A 17,823-nucleotide genomic window follows, 5' to 3' on the forward strand; every position below is an offset into this window, starting at 1 on the left:
GTGCCCTACATGAATTCTCACGACCCACTACTTCGCGAAAGCACCGTGGACACGCCGTCGGCCGTGTCGTCCCCTGACACCACGGAAGACAGGGTCAAGGAGCTGCTGCGATCCAACGAAGAGTTGACGCAGCTCAATGCAAAGCTCTCGGATGCGCAGGACAAGCTGATGCAGTCGGAAAGGATGGCATCCATCGGGCAGCTGGCCGCGGGTGTCGCCCACGAAATCAACAACCCCATTGGATTCATATTCTCCAATTTCGGCACCCTGGAGCGCTATCTGAGCGACCTGTTCCAGATGCTCGCGGCCTATGAAGAGGCGGAGTCTGCGCTCGGTGATACCCCGGTGGCGGTGCGCCTCAAGGCATTGCGCGAAAAAATAGAGCTGGATTTCCTGAAGGAAGACATTCCCTCCTTGATGGCGGAATCGAAAGACGGCATTACCCGCGTGCGCAACATCGTTCAGAACCTCAAGGACTTCTCGAGGGTAGACACCTCCCAGAAGTGGGTGCTGGCCGATCTGCACCACGGCATCGATTCCACCCTGAACATCGTCAACAACGAAATCAAATACAAGGCGGACGTTGTCAAGGCATATGGGGAGCTTCCCGACATCGAATGCCTCCCCTCCGAACTCAACCAGGTCTTCATGAACCTCCTGGTCAATGCCGCCCATGCCATCCAGGCGGACAGGGGCACCATCACCATCCTCACAGGCGCCGACGACTCACGGGTGTGGGTGGAGATACAGGACACGGGCGAGGGCATCGCCAAGGAGAATCTGGGGCGCATCTTCGATCCGTTCTTCACCACCAAGGCGGTCGGCAAGGGCACCGGGCTGGGCCTTTCGCTTTCGTACGGAATCGTCAAGAAGCACCTGGGAAGCATCGATGTCTTCAGCGAACCGGGTGTCGGGACGCGCTTTCGCGTCACGCTGCCGATACGCCACGCAGCGGAGGCGTAAGGGGTGAACTCCGATATCGACCTCACGGCCGCTCTTCCGACCTTGTCTCCGGAGGTCGGCCAATCGCAGGAGGATGCACGCGTCTGGCGAATTCTGTGCGTGGACGACGAGCCCAACATCGTGGCTTCGCTCAAGCGCCTGTTCCGGGGCAGTGGATACCAGGTAACGACCGCCACCAGCGGTGCCGAGGCGATTGCCCAGATGGAGCAGGAACCCGTGGACCTGATCTTCTCCGACATGCGGATGCCAGGAATGAGCGGCGCCCAGTTGCTGGAGCAGGTGCGCCAGCGCTGGCCCCGAACGACGCGAATCCTGTTGACGGGGTACGCGGACATCGGATCCACCATCGCGGCCATCAACAGCGGTGAAGTCTATCGGTACATCACCAAGCCCTGGGATGACGGGGAAGTGCTTGCGACGGCCCACCAGGTGTTCGAGCGCCATGCCCTGGAGCATGAGAAGGACCGCCTGGAGGCCCTTCTCAGGTCCAAGAACCAGGCATTGATGGAGCTCAATGAGACCCTGGAGGAAAAGGTTGCTGCGCGCACCAGTGAGTTGCTCCAGCTGAGCCAGAAGATCAAGAAAAACTACCTCACTTCCATCAAGGTGTTCTCCAACCTGATGGAGTGGAGGGGAGGGCAGCTCTCCGGCCATTCACGGCGCGTGGCGGACCTGGCCCGCCGCACCGCGCGTGCCATGAACATGAGCGAGGCGGACCAGCAGGACGCGTTCATCGCCGGCCTGATGCACGACATCGGCCAGATCGCCTTGCCCGATACCCTGCTGGCCCGGCCTGTTCCCAAGCTATCTGAGGAAGAAACCGTCCAGTACCGCCGTCACGCCGTGCTCGGGGAGCAGGCGCTCATGGCGCTTGACGACATGCAGGCGGTGGCCAATATCATCCGAAGCCACCATGAGCGGCACGACGGCCTGGGCTATCCGGATGGCCTGGTGGGGGAGATGATTCCCATGGGCGCGTGCATTCTCGCCGTGGCGGACACGTATGACGACCTGCAAATCGGCCACCTCAGCTCCACGCCCTTGAATGCCGCGGATGCCAGGTCGATGATCGCGCGGGGCAGGGGGACCCAGTTCCACCCCGAAGTCGTCGATGTCTTCCTGCAAATGCTGCTGAAGGCTGCGCCCGGCGCGGAAACGCCCCCGCGCATGCTGCGCACCGTACAGCTGCGGCCGGGAATGATCTTGGCGCGGGACCTCCTGTCCACCGAAGGCGCCGTGCTGCTCGCGGCGGACCACGTGCTGACGGCCGAGCTGATCAAGCGGCTGAGGTTGCGCGAGGGACGGGACGGTACTGAAATGATCCTGCCGATCAAACCGTAATACGAAGGACTCAGGCATGCAGAGAATTCTCCTACTGGATGACGAGCCCCATGTCCTGGCGGCGATAAAGCGGAGCCTGCGAGCGGGACTCGGGGCTGATCTGCGCATTGAAGAAACGGTGGAACCGGAAGTGGCATTGGCCAAGCTCAGAGAGGCCGTTTTCGATGTGGTGATTTCGGACTACCGGATGCCCCTGATGACCGGCGTGGAGTTTCTGAGCCTCGTGCGGACCATTCAGCCCAGGGCGGTGCGGATGGTGCTGAGCGCATCGTCAGATTCGGAAAACCTGATGCGGGCGGTCAATGATGCGGAAGTCTTCCGCTACCTGCTGAAACCTTGGGATGAGAAAGACCTTCTCGGGCATGTGCGCTCGGCCCTGGAGCGGGCCGATCAGCTTCGCCACGAGAACGATCTGGCCGATGTCGGGCGTCACGAGTTTGGCCAACTCAGCGCCACGGAACTGGAACGCCGCCGATTGGAGGCTCTGGAGCCGGGACTGACCCATGTGACATGGGGGCCGAATGGAGAAGTCCTGGGGCCGGACAGCTAAGGACCGCGGCCCCACAGCCCTGGGCCTTCAAAATCCCCGGGGCGGTTTGCGCCATTCAAGCGCCTTTGCGCTGGGCAGCGTCATGGTGCCTGAATGCTTCGCGGATATTTTCCCGCAGCAGATCGTCGTCCCAGGGCTTCGTCAGAAATTTATAGATGGCGCCTCGGTTGATCGCGTCCGAAATGGATTCCAGATCGGTATACCCTGAAAGAACAATCCGGATGGTTTCGGGGTAGAGTTCCCGCGCCCGGGAGAGAAATTCCGTTCCAGACATCTCGGGCATGCGCTGGTCCGAAAGAATGACCTGCACTTCTTGTTGCGCCAGGATGTCGAAACCATCTTTTGCACTGTTGGCGGTCAATATTTCATATCCATCACGCCGCAACAGACGCCGCATCGAAGCCAGTATTCCTGGTTCATCGTCCACGATCAGAATTCTCTTGGGGGGTTCTGCGGATTTTTCGGGAATCCTGAGGGTGACGCCATCGGCCAGCAGGCGTCCAAAATCCTCGGCAGGTACCGGCCTGCTGAAATAGTACCCCTGGATTTCATCGCACTTCTTGCGATGCAGATAGCTCATTTGCGCCTCTGTTTCCACGCCTTCGGCAATGACCTTGAGCTTGAGATTGTGGGCCAGGTCGATGATCGCAGTGCAGATCGCAGCGGCATCGGGGTCGTAGATGACCTCTTTGACGAAACTCTGGTCGATTTTCAAATAATCGATGGGAAACCGCTTCAGATAGGCCAGCGAAGAATAGCCCGTCCCAAAATCATCGATCGCCAGGCGGACACCCATTTCACGGATGTCGTGGAGGCGCTGGATGTTCACGTCAATATCCTCCATGAAGAGGCTTTCCGTGATCTCGATATCGATGGGGACTTCACCGCCCTTGCTGCCTTTCAGGCAAAGGCCGAGGATCTTCGAGAAATCGGACCGCCGCATCTGGACGGCTGAAACATTCACGGCGATCCTTGGAGGTGTCAATCCTTGGCTGCGCCACTTGTCATGGTCGCGAATGGCTCTTTCCAGAACCCATTGGCCCACATCGATGATCATTCCCGTTTCTTCGAGGATGGGAATGAAAACCGAAGGTGGAACCAATCCTGACTCGGGGTCATTCCAGCGAATGAGTGCCTCCATGCCGGTGATTTTTCCGTCAAGGAGCGCGACCTTGGGCTGGTAGTGCAGAACGAACTCGTCGTTCTCCAAGGCCCTGTGCAGCTTGCTTTCTATGCTCAGCTGGCTGTGCACACGGGTATTCATCGAGGCGGTATAGAACTGATACCGTCCCTTGGCCGCACCGGCCTCGCGCGATGCGGCTTCCGCATGCGCAAACAGCATGTCCGCCTCCCGCCCATCGTCCGGATAGAGGGATATGCCTGTGCGAAAAGTCAGGTACAGCTCTTTCCCCTCCACAACGAATGGACGGTCCATCAAGGGGAATATCTTTTCCGACAAAAGATGCGCTATTTCCGCGGGAACACTGCGATAGGTCGCAATGATGCCGAAATGATCGGCACCCATTCTGGCAATCTTGTCGTTGGAGCCCAGGGCTTCCACCAGCCGCCTGGCCACCGCCTGGATCACCGCGTCTCCCGCATGCCTGCCCAGGGTATCGTTGATATTCTTGAACCGGTCGATGTTCATCCAGACCAAGGCCACAGACGCCGCGTCCTCCGCAGTGCTGGCGGCGCCTTGAATCAGCTGGTCCAGGCGGTCCTGCAACAGGCTTCTATTGGGAAGCCCCGTCAGTGCATCGTAGTAGGCCAGGTAATTGAGCCGCTCGGATTTTTCAAGATGGTCCAGCGAGAAGGCAATGTCAGAGGCCAGTTCTTGCAGAAGCTGGATTTCGGCATCATCAAAGAAATCTCTCTCGGACGAATACAGTGCCATCAGTCCGATGACTTTCTTGTTGACCGACAGCGGGAACAGGCCAAAGCTCTGAAATCCCCTGTTGATTGCCTCATCCCTCAGGACAATTCTCGGGTCGGTTCTGACGTCCTGAACCAGGATGGTTTCCGAGCTCCCGACGCATTCGCCCACCAGGCCGTGGTTCTCACGTTCGAGAACATTCAGCCCCATGGGAATGTGCTCGATGTAATCTTCTCCGGCCCCTGCCCAGGCTGCCGCCGCCACATGCTGCTCTTCCATGTCAGCGATGCCGATCCAGGCCAGGCGAAAGCCCCCTGCATTGACGGCGATCTGGCAGGCCTCGTGAAACAGCTCTTTGCGATCCTGCGTCCGCACGATCAGCGAGTTGATGCTGCTCAATACCGCATAGATCCTGTTGAGACGCTTGACCTTGAGTTCCGCATTCTTGCGCTCGGTGATGTCCACCACGGAGCCCGCCATATAGGTTGCCTTGCCGCTTTCATCCCAGACAGCTTGCCCTTTGGCATGCGACCAGCGGTAGGAGCCATCCTTGGCGAGTGCCCGGTATTCGACGTCGTAGGGAACCTGCTGCCTGATGTGGGCAGCGAAAGCGTCCAGCACCATCTGGCGGTCGGACGGCTCCAGCAGGCCCAGCCACGCCGCCGCGGTATTTTCTATTTCATGGTCCTGGTAGCCCAGGCGAAATTTCCATTGCGCGGAGATTTGCGCGATGCCCGTGTCGACATTCCAGTCCCACACATCGCCGGTGGAGGCCGCCAGCCGAAACCGCAATTCGCTGTGCCTTAGCGCCTCCTGCGTGCGCTTTTGCTCGCGTGCGGACAGGGCGTCATTGAGGGCGCGGCGGACCGCGGGGGCCAGCCGCCCCAGGTCATGCTTGAGGATGTAGTCCGTCGCCCCGCTCTTGAGGGCATTGATGGCGTTCTCTTCCCCGATGGTTCCCGACACGAAGATGAACGGGACGTCCGGACACACCTCCCTGGCCACCGACAGGGCATCGAGGCCACTGAAGCGCGGCATGCTGAAGTCGGACAGGATGATGTCCGGCACATCCACCCGCAGCTCATGGCGCAGCCGCTCCTCGGTGTCCGCGCGGCGGCTCGTGAAGTTGAACGCCGCGCGCCGCAACGCGTGCGCTACGAGTTCCGCGTCGTTGGGCTCATCCTCGACCATCAGGATATTCAAGGGGACCACTTGCAAATATTCCTCCTGCCACAGGGACACCCCTGTGGAACACTGCCGTGTGGAGACGAGTCTAGGGGGCTGCACCCCAGGTATCAAGAGATTCTTAATTTGCGCGGTTCGCGTGCGCGGCCGCCGTTGAACGGTAGGCAATACCCGGTTTTCAACCTACCATTGTTTCCAAGTCGGCGCTGACGGCTTGGCATCCACAAACCCGGGGAGGCAGGCGGTGATTCAACCCAGAGCATGCTTGGCAGGATTGCTGGCCCTGTCCCTGTCGCCGATCCAGGCCCAGGATAACAAAGCCTCCGCGCTTGCCGAACTCTCACTGGAAGAACTGGCAAGCATCCAGATCACCTCCGCGGCCCGGCACCCCGAGTTCCTCGGGGATGCTTCCGCCGCCATCTTTGTGATCACCTCCGACAGCATCCGCCGCTCCGGCGCCTCCATGCTGCCCGAGGCATTGCGGCTGGCGCCCAATCTCCAGGTGGCCCGCCTGGACGCGAGCCAGTACGCGATCAGCGCGCGCGGTTTCAACAATGCCATTGGCAACAAGCTGCTGGTGTTGATCGACGGCCGCACGGTCTACACGCCGTTTTTCTCCGGGGTGTTCTGGGACCAACAGGACGTCATGCTGGAAGATGTTGACCGGATAGAGGTCATCAGTGGACCGGGAGGTACCTTGTGGGGCGCCAACGCCGTCAATGGCGTGATCAACGTGATCACGAAATCCTCCGCCAGCACCCAGGGTGGGCTTGTCGCCGTGGGTGCCGGCAATCAGGGCCGGGACGCATCGTTCCGATATGGCGGCGTGCTGGGAGGAGGGGGGACGTTCCGTGTCTACGCCAAGGGCGACGCGACCCGGCCCGTGGTACAGACCGGAAGTGCCGCGGCAACGGATGGACGTTCGCGCGGGCAAATGGGATGGCGCGCGGACTGGGTGGACAATGGCAGCGAACTGACCTTTCAGGGCGACGTATACGCTGGGGCCACCGACAGCCGTGGCCTGTTTGGCCGCTTTGACCTGGGGCGGGTCGAGGCGTCGGGGGGCAACGTTCTTGGGCGCTTGACGCGAAAACTTCCGGCAGGGCAGGACGTTCGCCTGCAGGCCTACTACGACTATACGGACCGCAAGGATGCCTTCCTCTACCAGCCGCGGCAACGGGTTCTGGATGTGGAGTTCCAGCATGGCGTGCCCCTGGGAGCCCACCGGCTGCTGTGGGGCGGGGGATACAGGCAGGCCCGGGACGACATCCGCCCTGGCGTGATATTTGGATTCACGCCAGCAGCAGCTTCGCTGCGCTGGGCCAATGTGTTTGTGCAGGATGAATTCAAGCTGACCGACCGCCTCAACCTGACGCTTGGCACCAAACTGGAGAAGAATGACTTCACGGGGATGGAGTCGCTTCCGAGTGCCCGCTTCGAATGGAAACCGAGCCCGCAGCAGCTCTGGTGGGGCGCCGTGTCGCGGGCGGTACGGGCCCCGGCACGCCTGGACCGCGACATACACCTGCCCCCGAACCCCCCATTTCTGATCGCCGGAGGCCCGGATTTCCAGTCGGAAATCGCCAAGGTGCTGGAGCTGGGCTACCGCTCCCAGCCCTCGGCCTCGCTCTCCTACTCCGTCACCGCCTTTCAGCACCATTGGGACAAATTGCGCAGCGGTCAGCGTCCTCCCGGGGCACAGGTGCAGAACATGATCGAGGGAAAGACCTGGGGCCTGGAAGCCTGGGGTGAATGGCATGCGGCACGCCATCTGCGCCTTGCGGGCGGGCTGTCCTTGCTGCGCAAGAACCTTCGGGTCCGGCCGGGCAGCTCGGACCCCGAGGGGCCCCGCGCGCTGGGCAATGATCCCCGCCACCAGTGGATGCTGCGTGCCGGGCTCAATCTGCCCCACCGCCAGGAGCTCGATGTCATCGTGCGCAGGGTAGGGGCCTTGCCGGACCCCGCCGTGCCTGCGTACACGGCCGTCGATCTGCGTTTTGGCTGGACGGTGCGGCCTGGCGTTGAACTGTCGATCGTGGGCCAGAACCTGTTCGACGGATCCCACCCGGAATTCAATGCGGCACTGAACCGCAGGGAAATTCCGCGCAACGTGGCGTTGCGAGTCAGGTGGTCTCTGTGAACACCTGGAGATCGCCGTGGCGGCTGGAGCGAGGGGTGGCGCTGTGGGTGCTCCTGGTCGGCCTGGCCTGCGGGCCCTGCGCCGCCCAGCCGGACTGGCCGAACGACGAGTCGCAGATCAAGGCCGCGTTCCTGTACAAGTTTGCCGGGTATGTGGATTGGCCCGAAGGCTTTCTGGGCAGCGTGGAGACGCCATTCACGATCGGCGTGCTGGGGGCCGATCCCATTGCAGATGAACTGGTGCAGATCGTCCAGGGGCGCAAGATCCATTCGCGCAGCATCGTGGTGAGCCGGCTCAAGGCCGGAGACCCGCTGGAAGACGTGGCGATCCTGTTTGTGGGCAAGGGGGACGCCGCCCGCCTGAAACCCGTGCGGGGCACATTGCAGGCGCAGCCCATCCTGGTAGTCACCGAGGAGCCCGCAGGCCTTGCGTTGGGCGGCATGATCAATTTTCTGCTGGTGGATCGCCATGTGCGTTTCGAGGTTGCGCTGGCGCCCGTGGAAAAAAGCGGGCTGCGCCTCAGCTCCCGCTTGCTCGCGGTGGCCCAGAGAGTCCACGCCGAAGGGCGCTAGATGCTCAACGCCATAGCACGCTCGCTGCGCCACAAGTTCGCGTTGGCGATGCTCGCGGCAACCTTCGTGTCGCTGTCGGTGGCGGGAACCGCGCTCGCCCTGTATGAACTCCAGGCCTACAAGCAGAACGTGACCAGTGACCTGCTGACGCAGGCCGAAATCCTGGGGCGCGCGACAGGCCCCGCCCTGGCGTTTGACGACCACAAATCCGCGGAGGAAAACCTGTCCCTGCTGGAAACCCGGCGCCAGATCCGGGCAGCCGCCATCTACAACGCCCGCGGAAAGATGGTGGCCCGGTACCGCGGTGCGGGTGCCCATGCCGAGCACAAGGTCCCTGCATTGCCCGAAGCCGACGGCGTGCGACTGCAAGACGGCGAACTGGTCGTTTTCAAGCGGATTCTCGAAAACAAGGAGATCGTCGGAACGGTCTACATGAGCGCGGACTACGAACTGGCGCAACGGTTTCGGGGCTACCTGGGCATCCTCGCGAGCGTCATGGGGCTGAGCCTGCTGGTGGCGGCAGGCATGTCGGCATGGCTTCAGTCGGCCCTGACCAAGCCCATCCTCGCCGTCACGAACGTGGCGCGCCAGGTGACGGAGCGCAAGGACTTTTCACTGCGCGTGCAGAAGACGACGAAGGACGAGCTGGGCTATCTGGCGGATGCGTTCAACGACATGCTGTCGGAGATCGGCCGGCGCGCCGAAGACCTGGAAACGGCCAACAGGGCCCTGGAGCGCGAAGCGCAGGAGCGCCGGCGCGCCGACCAGGACGTGCGCCAGCTCAACGCGGAGCTGGAACAGCGGGTGTCCCAGCGCACCTTGCAGCTGGAAACCGCCAACCAGGAACTGGAGAGCTTCAGCTACTCGGTGTCGCATGACCTGCGCGCGCCCCTGCGGTGGATCGTTGGCTTCTCCGAGGCGCTGATGGAAGACCACGGCGCGAACCTGGACGACGAGGCCCGGCGGAAAATCCAGATCATCCAGAACGAGGGGCGGCGCATGGGCGTGCTCATCGACGACCTGCTCGCCTTTTCCCGGCTGGGGCGGCGTGCGCTCAAGGTGAGTGACGTGGAGATGGGGGCGCTGGTGCTGGCCACCTGGAATGCGCTCAAGGAGCGCGAGGATTTCAGCCGGGTCCAGCTTCACATCGGCGCCATGCCCGTGGCGACGGGAGACCGCGTGCTCCTCGGACAGGTGTGGACCAATCTGTTGTCGAACGCCCTCAAATTCAGCTCGAAACAGGAAAATCCACGCATTGAAATCGGTGCCATCACGGACGATCAGGAACACATTTTCTTTGTGCGTGACAATGGTGCCGGATTCAATCCAAAGTACAAGGCCAAGTTGTTCGGTGTTTTTCAGCGCCTGCACGACACCAGCGAATTTCCGGGAACGGGCGTAGGTCTCGCCTTGGTCCAGCGGATAGTCCACCGCCACGGAGGCCGCGTCTGGGCCGATGGCAGCCTGGGCGAAGGCGCGACGTTTTATTTCACTGTCCCACGGGAGAGCCGCGATGGAGCTGTTTGAAGAAATCGACATCCTCCTGGTGGAGGACAGCCCCAACGACGCGGAGCTGGCGATCCGCGCCCTGAAGAAGCGGGGATTTGCCAACAAGATGCTGTGGGTCAAGGATGGCGAACAGGCCATCAACTACCTGTTTCGGCTTGGCGAGTATTCGCAACAGCACGATGAAACCAGCCCGAAGCTGGTGCTGCTGGATCTGAAGATGCCGCGGGTGGATGGCATGGAGGTGCTGCGCGCCATCAAGGAGGACCAGCGCACGCGCCGCATTCCCGTGGTGATACTGACGTCGTCCCAGGAAGAGCGGGACCTGACACTGTCCTATGACCTGGGGGTCAACAGCTATGTGGTCAAGCCCATGGACTTTGACGAGATGGCGGATGTGGTCTGTCAGGCCGGGTCGTATTGGCTGACCGTCAACCGCACGCCGTAGCTGGCCCGGGCGGTCATCCGGGATCTTTCATCCAAGGAGAGCGCGGGGTTGCGCAGAGCGTGCCGCGAAGGGATGCTCGAACTCAAGCGCGCTCAATGATATTTGTTATTTAACATAATATACATCGTATAAAGTCACAGGGGAACCACCAAACCCCGCCAGATCCGTGCCGCCATCAGCCGCTACCATCCCTCTCCATGACCCTCCCCACCACGACCCCATCCACTCCGTCTTCTTCCATTCACTTCGGCCACCAGGGCCGTGTCTGCATCGTCACTGGCGGCGCCCAGGGCATTGGCGAGGCCTGCGTGCGGCGGTTTGCCGCCGAGGGCGCCAAAACGGTCGTCGCGGATGTGGACGATGCGCGCGGCCAGGCGCTGGCGCAGGAACTGGGGGCGCTGTATGTGCGCTGCGATGTGGGCGACAAGACGCAGGTGGATGCGCTCGTGGCCCGGACCCTGGCGGCCCACGGGCGCATCGACGTGCTGGTGAACAACGCGGGCATCTTTCGCGCGGCGGATTTTCTGGACGTGACCGAGGCCGATTTCGATGCCGTGCTGCGGGTCAACCTGAAAGGCTCGTTTCTTGTCGCACAGGCCGTCGCGCGCGCCATGGTGGTCTCGGGCGGCGGCGCCATCGTCAACATGAGCTCGGTCAATGGCGTGCTGGCCATCCCCAATATCGCCAGCTACAACGTGAGCAAAGGCGGCGTGAACCAGCTCACGCGCGTGATGGCCCTGGCGCTGGCCGACAAGAATATTCGCGTGAACGCCGTGGCCCCCGGCACGATCGCCACCGAGTTGGCCGCCAAGGCCGTGCTGACCAGCGACGAGGCCAAGCAGAAGATCATGAGCCGCACCCCCATGAAGCGGCTGGGCGAGCCATCGGAGATTGCCGATGTGGTGGCCTGGCTGGCCAGCGATGCCGCCAGCTATGTGACCGGCGAGATCGTGACCGTGGATGGCGGGCGTATGACGCTGAACTACACCGTTCCGGTCTGACGCGCCGAATTACTATTGAATTGATAGCTGTCTGCGCTTGATGTACAAGCGCTGTCGGCTATTTTTATTCAATTTTCAAGCCTGCGGCATGCGCCGCAGCAGGCCCGCCATGCTGCGCGGCCAGCCGACCGGGCCGAACCAGGCGCCGCCTGCAATCGCCCAGGCGTTGACCACGCCATACAGCACCAGCGCCACGCCCTGTGCGGCGAACACCGCCGCCAAGCCGCCGCCCCAGCGCAGCGCCAGCCAGCCGCCCGTCACCGCCACCGCCAGGCGCGTGATGTTGCCGATGACGGGCCAGAGCAGGCGCCCTGCCCCTTGCGAGGCAAAGTACAGCACCAGGCCCAGGCCGAAAAAGCCGTACACCGGGCCGACGGTGCGCAGATACAGCGCGCCGGCCTCCAGCATGGCCTGATCGCTGTTGAACAAGGACAGCCACGCGTTGGGAAACGCAGCCGCCCACAAGCCAATCGCCTCGGCCATCACAAATGCCATGCCGGCGCCGATCCAGGTGGCGCGCAAGGCCCGCTCACGCTGGCCCGCGCCAATGCAGGTGCCCACCATGGCCACCAGCGGTGCACCCAGGCCGAAGACCAAGGGCACCAGCAGGTATTCCAGGCGCGACGCGGTGCCGTAGCCCGCGATGGCCGCCGTGCCAAAGCCGCCCACCAGCGCCGTGGTGACGCCGATCGCCAGGTTGGTGGCAACGGTGGAGACCGTGCCCACCAGCCCGACCCGCAGGATGTCCTTGAACAGAGTCCAGCGGAACCGGATGTGCGCCAACGATGGCCGCAGCAGGCTGCGCGGCGACCACAGGTAGGCTGCCAGCACCGCGCTGCCAATCAGGTAGTACGCCATCAGCGCGATGGCCCCGCCAGCGATGCCCAGGCCGGGCATGGGGCCCCAGCCAAAGATGAACAGCGGCGACAGCGGCACCAGCACGAAGGCGCCCAGCACCGTCACATACGCTGGCACGGCCATGTTGCCGGTACCCCGGATCACGGCCGACAGGGTGTTGAACAGCCACACCAGAAACGCGCCCGCGAACACCCAGTTGGAATAGACCAGCGCGGCATCCAGCGCGCCGCCCGTGCCGCCCATGCGGGTGTAGAGCCAGCGCCCTCCTCCCACCACGCCCACGGTAAAGACCAGCGAAAACACCGCCGCAATGGCCAGCGCATGCAGCACCAGCGCATCGGCATCGTCGCGCCGCCGGGCGCCCAGGGCGCGGGCGATGGCCGACGCGATGCCGCCGCCCATGGCGCCGGCCGAGGTCATCTGCATCAGCATGACCACCGGGAACACCAGGGCCATGCCCGCCAGCGCATCGGTGCCCAGCTTGCCGACAAAGTAGGTCTCGATCAGCCCGACGCCCGCCTGCGCCAGCATGACCAGCACATTGGGCGCCGCCAGCCGCAGCAGCGTGGGCGCGATCGGCGCCTCCAGCAGCATGCGGGTGCGTGGGTTCAGGGGTTCGGTCACATCAGGCCCCTGCCCCATCGGCCGCAGGCCTGCGCGGCACCACGATGCGCACGGTGGACAGCTGCAGCACATCGCCGTGCTGGTTGCGGGTTTCGCTGCGCACGGTGACCATGCCACGGTCGGGCCTGGATTTGGAGGGCTGGATCTCCAGCACCTCGCTCACCACGTGCAGCACGTCGGTGGCGCGCGTGGGCCGGGGCCAGCTCACCTCGGCGCCCGCGCCGATGATGCCGCCCGCGATCGGCAGGCCGGTGGTGACCTGCAGGCGCATGGTCACGGACGCCGTATGCCAGCCGCTTGCGGCCAGACCGCCGAACAGCGTGGCGCGGGCGGCGGCATCGTCCATGTGAAAGGGTTGCGGGTCGAACTGGGCGGCAAAGGCCTTGATCTGCGCTTCGTCCATGGCGTGTTCGCCGCTTCTGAACTGGTCGCCCACGGTCAGGTCGTCCAGGTACACGGGCTGCATTCCGGTGGGGGCGGATGCGGTGGAAACAGGGTGAGCGGTCATGGCAACAAATGGGGAGATGAGGGGATGGCGGGTGGATGTTGTCGTGGTCAGGCTGCGGCGGGCGCGGGGCGCACCAGGCGGGCTTCGCGGATCGGCAGGTTGACCAGGGCCGCGCCCACGGCCAGCACGATGTCGATGTACCAGACCCAGTCATAGCTGCCGGTGGCCTGGAAGACGGTACCGCCCAGATAGGCACCGAAGAATCCGCCAATCTGGTGCGCCAGCATCACGATGCCAAACAGCATGGCCATGTTGGCCGTGCCGAACATCTTGGCCACCAGCCCCACCGTGGGGGGCACGGTGGAGAGAAACGTCACACCCATCACGGCGGCAAAGACCAGCACCACGGCGGGCGTCTTGGGCGTCAGCAAGAAGATCAGCACCGCCAGGCCGCGCGTGGCATACAGCAGCGACAGCAACGACTTCATGCGCCAGCGCCCCACGGCCCAGCCCATGGCCAGGCTGCCGACAATGTTGAACAAGCCGATCATGGCCAGCGACCATCCGCCGATCTCAGGCGGCAGGCCACATGCGGCGATGACGCCCGGCAGGTGCGTGGCCAGGAACGCCACGTGAAAGCCGCACACCAGAAAGCCCGCCGCCAGATACCGGTAGCTCGGCGTGGCCAGCGCCTGCGCGATGGCCTCGCGCGCCGTCAGTGCCTTCTGGCCGGATGCGGCGGCGGCCTGCGCGGCCAAGGCGTTCGAATTGCCCCGGAGCACCCACACCGCAGGCAGCGCCAGCAGCACCAGCACACCCAGCCACTGCATGGCACTGGCCCAGCCTACCGCGGCGGTCAGGCCAATGGCAATGGGCGCCATCACGAACTGCCCGAACGACCCGCCCGCGTTGACGATGCCGCTGGCCAGCCCGCGCTTGTGGGCGGGTACCAGCCGCGCGGTGGCCGCCATCAGCACCGACGGCCCGGCCATGCCCGCGCCGCCGGCGGCCAACACGCCAATCGCAAAAATCAACCCGACCGTGGTGGTCATGTAGGGCGTGATGAAGGTGCCCAGCGCCACCAGCGCCACGCCCAGCAGGATCACGCGGCCCGTGCCGATGCGGTCGGCCACCGCCCCCGCAAACGGCTGGGTCAGGCCCCACCAGAGCTGGCCGAACGCAAAGGCCAGGCTGATGCTGCCAATGCCCAGCGCGGTGGACGTGTTGAGCGCCGACAGGAACAGGCCCATGGTCTGGCGCGTGCCCATGGTGAGGGCGAACGCGCCCGCAGCGGCCAGCAGCACGAGCCACAGCGCGATCGGTGTGCCCCGTGCGCCCGGTGAGCCCGGGGTGGCAGGAGCGGCGGGCGCCGCGAACACGTTGCCGCCGCCCAGGTTGCGGGAAGGTTGGGTGTCATTCGTCATCGCCGTGCTCCTGCTTTTCCTGCATGCTGGCCAGCAAAGCCAGGGAGTCGTCCACCAGCGCATGCAGGGCGTTCACGCGCTCCGCGCCCAGGGTGTCGTTGAGGGACAGCTGCGCCACTTTCCAGCAGCGCTGGGCCTGCGCACGCTTGTCGCGCCCCGCGTCGGTGATGTGCACCAGCCGGCTGCGCGCATCGGCTCCCGCCTCCAGCGTGACCCAGCCGGCATCCACCAGGGGCCGCAGGTTGCGGGTGAGCGTGGAGGCGTCCATCTTCATTTCCACCGCGAGGTCGCCCGGACGGATGGGCCCGAGCTTGAGCACGTGCGACAGCAGCGAGTACTGCGTGGTCTTGAGCCCGCACCGGGCCATCTCGGTGTCATAGTGGTGCGCCACGCGCCGCATCAGCTGGCGCAGCTTGAAGTTGGTGCAGCCCTGGGGCGGCACGGCGGCAGGCGCGTTTGCGGGGGTGATTTCAGCTTGCATGCGATCAATTGTATCTGCAATAATTGCATATGCAACTAGCCGGCTGGCCCATCAACCCCATTCCCTTCCGAGGTATCGCATGACCCAGAACAACCAACTCGAGCAATGGCTCGCGCAAGAGCGTGAAATCGCAGCCCGCCTGGAGGCCGGCGTGGGCGCGGGGGTCTCGCGCCCCGACCAGGTCGCCGGCCTGAACGGCCTGCAGATGATGCAGGCCATGCTGCGCGGTGAACTGCCCTACCCTCCCATCGCCCGCACGCTGGACTTCCAGCTGATGGAGGTGGGCGAAGGCCTGGCCATCTTCCAGGGAACCCCTGGCGCGGCCCACCTGAACCCCATGGGCACCGTACACGGGGGCTGGTTCGCCACCCTGCTCGACTCGGCCCTGGGCTGCGCCGTGCACACGCGCATGCAGCCGGGGCGCGGCTACACCACGGCCGAGCTGGGCGTGAACCTCGTCAAGGCGCTCACGCCCAAGGTGCAGCGCGTGCGCGCCGAAGGCCGCGTGATCCACTGCGGGCGCCAGCTGGCCACGGCCGAGGCCCGCCTGGTGGGGCCCGACGGCACGCTGTATGCCCACGCCACCACCACCTGCCTGGTTTTTGACATGCCTGCACAATCGAAGGGATGAAATTCCTCCACACGATGCTGCGCGTTGGCAACCTTCAACGCTCGATTGATTTCTATACCCAGGTGCTCGGCATGCAACTGCTGCGCCAGTCCGAGAACCCCGAGTACAAGTACTCGCTGGCCTTCCTGGGCTTTGACGGCGGCAACCCCGGCCAGGCCGAGATCGAGCTGACCTACAACTGGGGCACCGAGAGCTACGAGATGGGCACCGCCTATGGCCACATCGCGCTGGGCGTGCCCGATGCGTACGCCGCGTGCGAGAAGATCAAGGCCTCGGGCGGCAACGTCACGCGCGAAGCGGGTCCCGTCAAGGGCGGCACCACGGTCATCGCGTTTGTGACGGATCCCGATGGCTACAAGATTGAATTGATCCAGCGCGCCGAGGGGACTGGTGGCGCAGGCTTGCGCTAATAATAACTATCAAATATATAGCTGCTGGCGCATGATGGATAAGCGCTAGAGGCAAATTCGAACCCATAAAAAAACCCGGCATTGCCGGGTTTTTTCATGGGGCGACCTGCTGGAGGTCACTGCACAGGGACTAGGCGCCCAGGGCCACTTCCACGCGGCGCGCTTCGGCGTTGCTGCCGGTGGCGGTGGTTTCTTCGGGCTTCTTCAGCTCGATCTTGTCTTCCGCCACGCCCAGGCCCTTGAGCGCATCGCGCACTGCAAAGGCGCGTTGCTTGGCCAGCTCGGCATTCAGGGCGGCGTCGCCCGTGGCGTCGTGAAAGCCCGAGATCACGGCCTTCTTGCCTTCGGCCACGCCCTTGACCACGTCGGCCAGGGCTTCGTTGGCGCCTGCGGCAAGGTCGGCCTTGGCGCTGGCAAAGTAGAACTTCACCACGCCGTTTTCCACCCGGACGCTGGCCACGTCAGCGGCGGCGACCACGGCGGGCGCGCTGGCTGCAACGGCCGTGGCGGGCGCGGGCTTGACGGCGCCGGAAGCGCCGACACGCTTGACCACCACGGTGCCCACCACCACGGAGATCACCAGTGCGATCAGGGCGAACAGGAAACCCAGGGCGAAACGTTGTTGGCTATCGTCGTCAGAACTAGACATTGGAGATCCCCGAAGTGATGAAAAAAGAAGGTGTGGCGGCCCTGGAACCTCGCGGCGCAAGTCCCCAGGGCGCTGAAGCAAAGCTTTCGATTGTAGAGTGATCGCATGACGAATCTTCCCGCGCCCCTTCGCGACCCGGCCCCCATGCTGGAGCGCGCGCTCAAGGAATGGGGTGGCCACGACGACCTGTGGATCTTTGGCTACGGCTCGCTCATCTGGCGCCCGGATTTCGACTACGCCGAGCGCCGCGCCGCCAAGGTGCACGGCTGGCACCGGGCGCTCCGGATGTGGAGCCGCATCAACCGCGGCACGCCGGAATGCCCGGGCCTGGTGTTCGGCATGCTGTCGGGCGGCAGCTGCCGGGGCATGGTCTTCCGCGTGGACAAGGCGCATGCCCGGCAGGTGCTCATCAACCTGTGGCAGCGCGAGATGGTCACGGCCGTGTACGACCCGCGCTGGCTGCCCTGCCGCACGCCCCAGGGGACCGTGTCCGCGCTCGCTTTCACTTTGTCACGAAAAAGCCCCAACCACACGGGGGAGCTGCCCGACGACGAGTACCGCCGCATCTTCGCGCAGGCCTGCGGCCGTTTTGGCACCACGCGCGACTATGCCCAGGCCACGTACGAGGAACTGCGCAAACACGGCATCCACGACCGCGCGCTCGCCAGGCTGCTTGCGCTGACCCACAAATAGTGCACACTTTTGGCGGGCGAACCTGC

At 63.9% G+C, this 17,823-nt stretch carries 17 protein-coding genes; 11 read left to right on the forward strand and 6 right to left on the reverse strand.

Translation table 11 applies throughout. The annotated features are described in order from the left end of the window. Positions 1-9 precede the first annotated feature (9 nt). Genes AC07PV_RS02480 through AC07PV_RS02490 form a run of 3 tightly spaced genes read left to right on the forward strand, consistent with a single transcriptional unit; the run spans position 10 to position 2,854 of the window. Positions 10-963, forward strand: coding sequence for an ATP-binding protein (locus AC07PV_RS02480; protein ID WP_218338570.1), 954 nt, complete (start codon positions 10-12; stop codon positions 961-963). Positions 964-966: 3 nt separating this feature from the next. Next, entirely contained in the window at positions 967-2,304 is a 1,338-nt protein-coding gene (gene nosR / locus AC07PV_RS02485) for a response regulator c-di-GMP phosphodiesterase, NosR family (RefSeq protein WP_494629276.1), read from the forward strand. A 16-nt stretch (positions 2,305-2,320) separates the two neighbouring features. After that, positions 2,321-2,854, forward strand: coding sequence for a response regulator (locus tag AC07PV_RS02490; RefSeq protein WP_218295004.1), 534 nt, complete (start codon positions 2,321-2,323; stop codon positions 2,852-2,854). A gap of 55 nt (positions 2,855-2,909) precedes the next feature. Here AC07PV_RS02490 and AC07PV_RS02495 read toward each other — a convergent pair whose 3' ends face one another. Then, positions 2,910-5,930 (reverse strand): EAL domain-containing protein, encoded by a 3,021-nt coding sequence (locus AC07PV_RS02495; RefSeq protein WP_492253222.1) that lies wholly within the window; start codon positions 5,928-5,930, stop codon positions 2,910-2,912. Positions 5,931-6,177: 247 nt separating this feature from the next. On the opposite strand from AC07PV_RS02495, the gene AC07PV_RS02500 reads away from it, so the two are divergent. The 5 genes from AC07PV_RS02500 to AC07PV_RS02520 all read left to right on the forward strand — a co-directional run bounded on the left by AC07PV_RS02500 (position 6,178) and on the right by AC07PV_RS02520 (position 11,579). Then, a complete protein-coding gene (locus tag AC07PV_RS02500; protein WP_494629278.1) occupies positions 6,178-8,052 on the forward strand; it encodes a TOL_0244 family TonB-dependent receptor in 1,875 nt (624 codons plus the stop codon). Continuing rightward, the gene (locus AC07PV_RS02505; protein WP_218295007.1) at positions 8,049-8,624 is read left to right on the forward strand and encodes a TOL_0243 family YfiR-like periplasmic protein; all 576 of its coding nucleotides are present in this window, start codon (positions 8,049-8,051) and stop codon (positions 8,622-8,624) included. Before AC07PV_RS02500 ends, AC07PV_RS02505 begins: the two co-directional genes overlap by 4 nt. After that, positions 8,625-10,151, forward strand: coding sequence for a sensor histidine kinase, YfiR-like protein-associated (locus tag AC07PV_RS02510; protein WP_494629280.1), 1,527 nt, complete (start codon positions 8,625-8,627; stop codon positions 10,149-10,151). Further along, positions 10,138-10,578: a response regulator gene (locus AC07PV_RS02515; protein WP_218338576.1), complete on the forward strand. Its 441-nt coding sequence runs from the start codon at positions 10,138-10,140 to the stop codon at positions 10,576-10,578. Before AC07PV_RS02510 ends, AC07PV_RS02515 begins: the two co-directional genes overlap by 14 nt. A 197-nt stretch (positions 10,579-10,775) precedes the next feature. Further along, positions 10,776-11,579, forward strand: a complete 804-nt coding sequence (locus tag AC07PV_RS02520; protein WP_494629282.1) for an SDR family NAD(P)-dependent oxidoreductase — start codon at positions 10,776-10,778, stop codon at positions 11,577-11,579. A 75-nt stretch (positions 11,580-11,654) separates the two neighbouring features. Here AC07PV_RS02520 and AC07PV_RS02525 read toward each other — a convergent pair whose 3' ends face one another. From AC07PV_RS02525 to AC07PV_RS02540, 4 genes are read right to left on the reverse strand one after another with little or no spacing between them, the layout of a single operon-like run. Then, positions 11,655-13,079 (reverse strand): MATE family efflux transporter, encoded by a 1,425-nt coding sequence (locus AC07PV_RS02525; protein ID WP_218338578.1) that lies wholly within the window; start codon positions 13,077-13,079, stop codon positions 11,655-11,657. Continuing rightward, on the reverse strand, positions 13,063-13,569 hold the full coding sequence (locus AC07PV_RS02530; protein ID WP_218295012.1) for a MaoC family dehydratase: 507 nt from the start codon (positions 13,567-13,569) through the stop codon (positions 13,063-13,065). Before AC07PV_RS02530 ends, AC07PV_RS02525 begins: the two co-directional genes overlap by 17 nt. A gap of 47 nt (positions 13,570-13,616) precedes the next feature. Next, on the reverse strand, positions 13,617-14,933 hold the full coding sequence (locus AC07PV_RS02535; protein ID WP_494629283.1) for an MFS transporter: 1,317 nt from the start codon (positions 14,931-14,933) through the stop codon (positions 13,617-13,619). Then, on the reverse strand, positions 14,923-15,414 hold the full coding sequence (locus AC07PV_RS02540) for a MarR family winged helix-turn-helix transcriptional regulator (protein ID WP_218295013.1): 492 nt from the start codon (positions 15,412-15,414) through the stop codon (positions 14,923-14,925). Before AC07PV_RS02540 ends, AC07PV_RS02535 begins: the two co-directional genes overlap by 11 nt. A gap of 79 nt (positions 15,415-15,493) precedes the next feature. Here AC07PV_RS02540 and AC07PV_RS02545 point away from each other — a divergent pair, with 79 nt between their 5' ends. Both AC07PV_RS02545 and gloA read left to right on the forward strand, forming a co-directional pair. Next, positions 15,494-16,045: a PaaI family thioesterase gene (locus AC07PV_RS02545; protein ID WP_218295014.1), complete on the forward strand. Its 552-nt coding sequence runs from the start codon at positions 15,494-15,496 to the stop codon at positions 16,043-16,045. Continuing rightward, positions 16,042-16,455, forward strand: a complete 414-nt coding sequence (gene gloA / locus AC07PV_RS02550) for a lactoylglutathione lyase (protein WP_010458830.1) — start codon at positions 16,042-16,044, stop codon at positions 16,453-16,455. The genes AC07PV_RS02545 and gloA overlap by 4 nt, the downstream gene beginning before the upstream one ends. A gap of 130 nt (positions 16,456-16,585) precedes the next feature. Here the strand turns inward: gloA and AC07PV_RS02555 are convergent, their stop codons facing one another. Next, positions 16,586-17,104: an OmpA family protein gene (locus AC07PV_RS02555; protein WP_218338581.1), complete on the reverse strand. Its 519-nt coding sequence runs from the start codon at positions 17,102-17,104 to the stop codon at positions 16,586-16,588. A gap of 105 nt (positions 17,105-17,209) precedes the next feature. Between AC07PV_RS02555 and AC07PV_RS02560 the strand changes: the two genes are divergently transcribed. Next, the gene (locus tag AC07PV_RS02560; RefSeq protein ID WP_218295016.1) at positions 17,210-17,797 is read left to right on the forward strand and encodes a gamma-glutamylcyclotransferase; all 588 of its coding nucleotides are present in this window, start codon (positions 17,210-17,212) and stop codon (positions 17,795-17,797) included. The last annotated feature ends 26 nt before the right edge of the window (positions 17,798-17,823 follow it).

The organism is Acidovorax sp. GW821-FHT09A11 (assembly GCF_059418365.1).

What these genes read in the sequence shown, in the direction of transcription:
- AC07PV_RS02480 (WP_218338570.1), top strand. Translation starts at nt 10, where the DNA reads ATGAATTCTCACGACCCACTACTTCGCGAAAGCACCGTGGACACGCCG.
- AC07PV_RS02490 (WP_218295004.1), top strand. Translation starts at nt 2,321, where the DNA reads ATGCAGAGAATTCTCCTACTGGATGACGAGCCCCATGTCCTGGCGGCG.
- AC07PV_RS02510 (WP_494629280.1), top strand. Translation starts at nt 8,625, where the DNA reads ATGCTCAACGCCATAGCACGCTCGCTGCGCCACAAGTTCGCGTTGGCG.
- AC07PV_RS02515 (WP_218338576.1), top strand. Translation starts at nt 10,138, where the DNA reads ATGGAGCTGTTTGAAGAAATCGACATCCTCCTGGTGGAGGACAGCCCC.
- AC07PV_RS02520 (WP_494629282.1), top strand. Translation starts at nt 10,776, where the DNA reads ATGACCCTCCCCACCACGACCCCATCCACTCCGTCTTCTTCCATTCAC.
- AC07PV_RS02525 (WP_218338578.1), bottom strand. Translation starts at nt 13,079, where the DNA reads ATGGGGCAGGGGCCTGATGTGACCGAACCCCTGAACCCACGCACCCGC.
- AC07PV_RS02530 (WP_218295012.1), bottom strand. Translation starts at nt 13,569, where the DNA reads ATGACCGCTCACCCTGTTTCCACCGCATCCGCCCCCACCGGAATGCAG.
- AC07PV_RS02535 (WP_494629283.1), bottom strand. Translation starts at nt 14,933, where the DNA reads ATGACGAATGACACCCAACCTTCCCGCAACCTGGGCGGCGGCAACGTG.
- AC07PV_RS02540 (WP_218295013.1), bottom strand. Translation starts at nt 15,414, where the DNA reads ATGCAAGCTGAAATCACCCCCGCAAACGCGCCTGCCGCCGTGCCGCCC.
- AC07PV_RS02545 (WP_218295014.1), top strand. Translation starts at nt 15,494, where the DNA reads ATGACCCAGAACAACCAACTCGAGCAATGGCTCGCGCAAGAGCGTGAA.
- gloA (WP_010458830.1), top strand. Translation starts at nt 16,042, where the DNA reads ATGAAATTCCTCCACACGATGCTGCGCGTTGGCAACCTTCAACGCTCG.
- AC07PV_RS02555 (WP_218338581.1), bottom strand. Translation starts at nt 17,104, where the DNA reads ATGTCTAGTTCTGACGACGATAGCCAACAACGTTTCGCCCTGGGTTTC.
- AC07PV_RS02560 (WP_218295016.1), top strand. Translation starts at nt 17,210, where the DNA reads ATGACGAATCTTCCCGCGCCCCTTCGCGACCCGGCCCCCATGCTGGAG.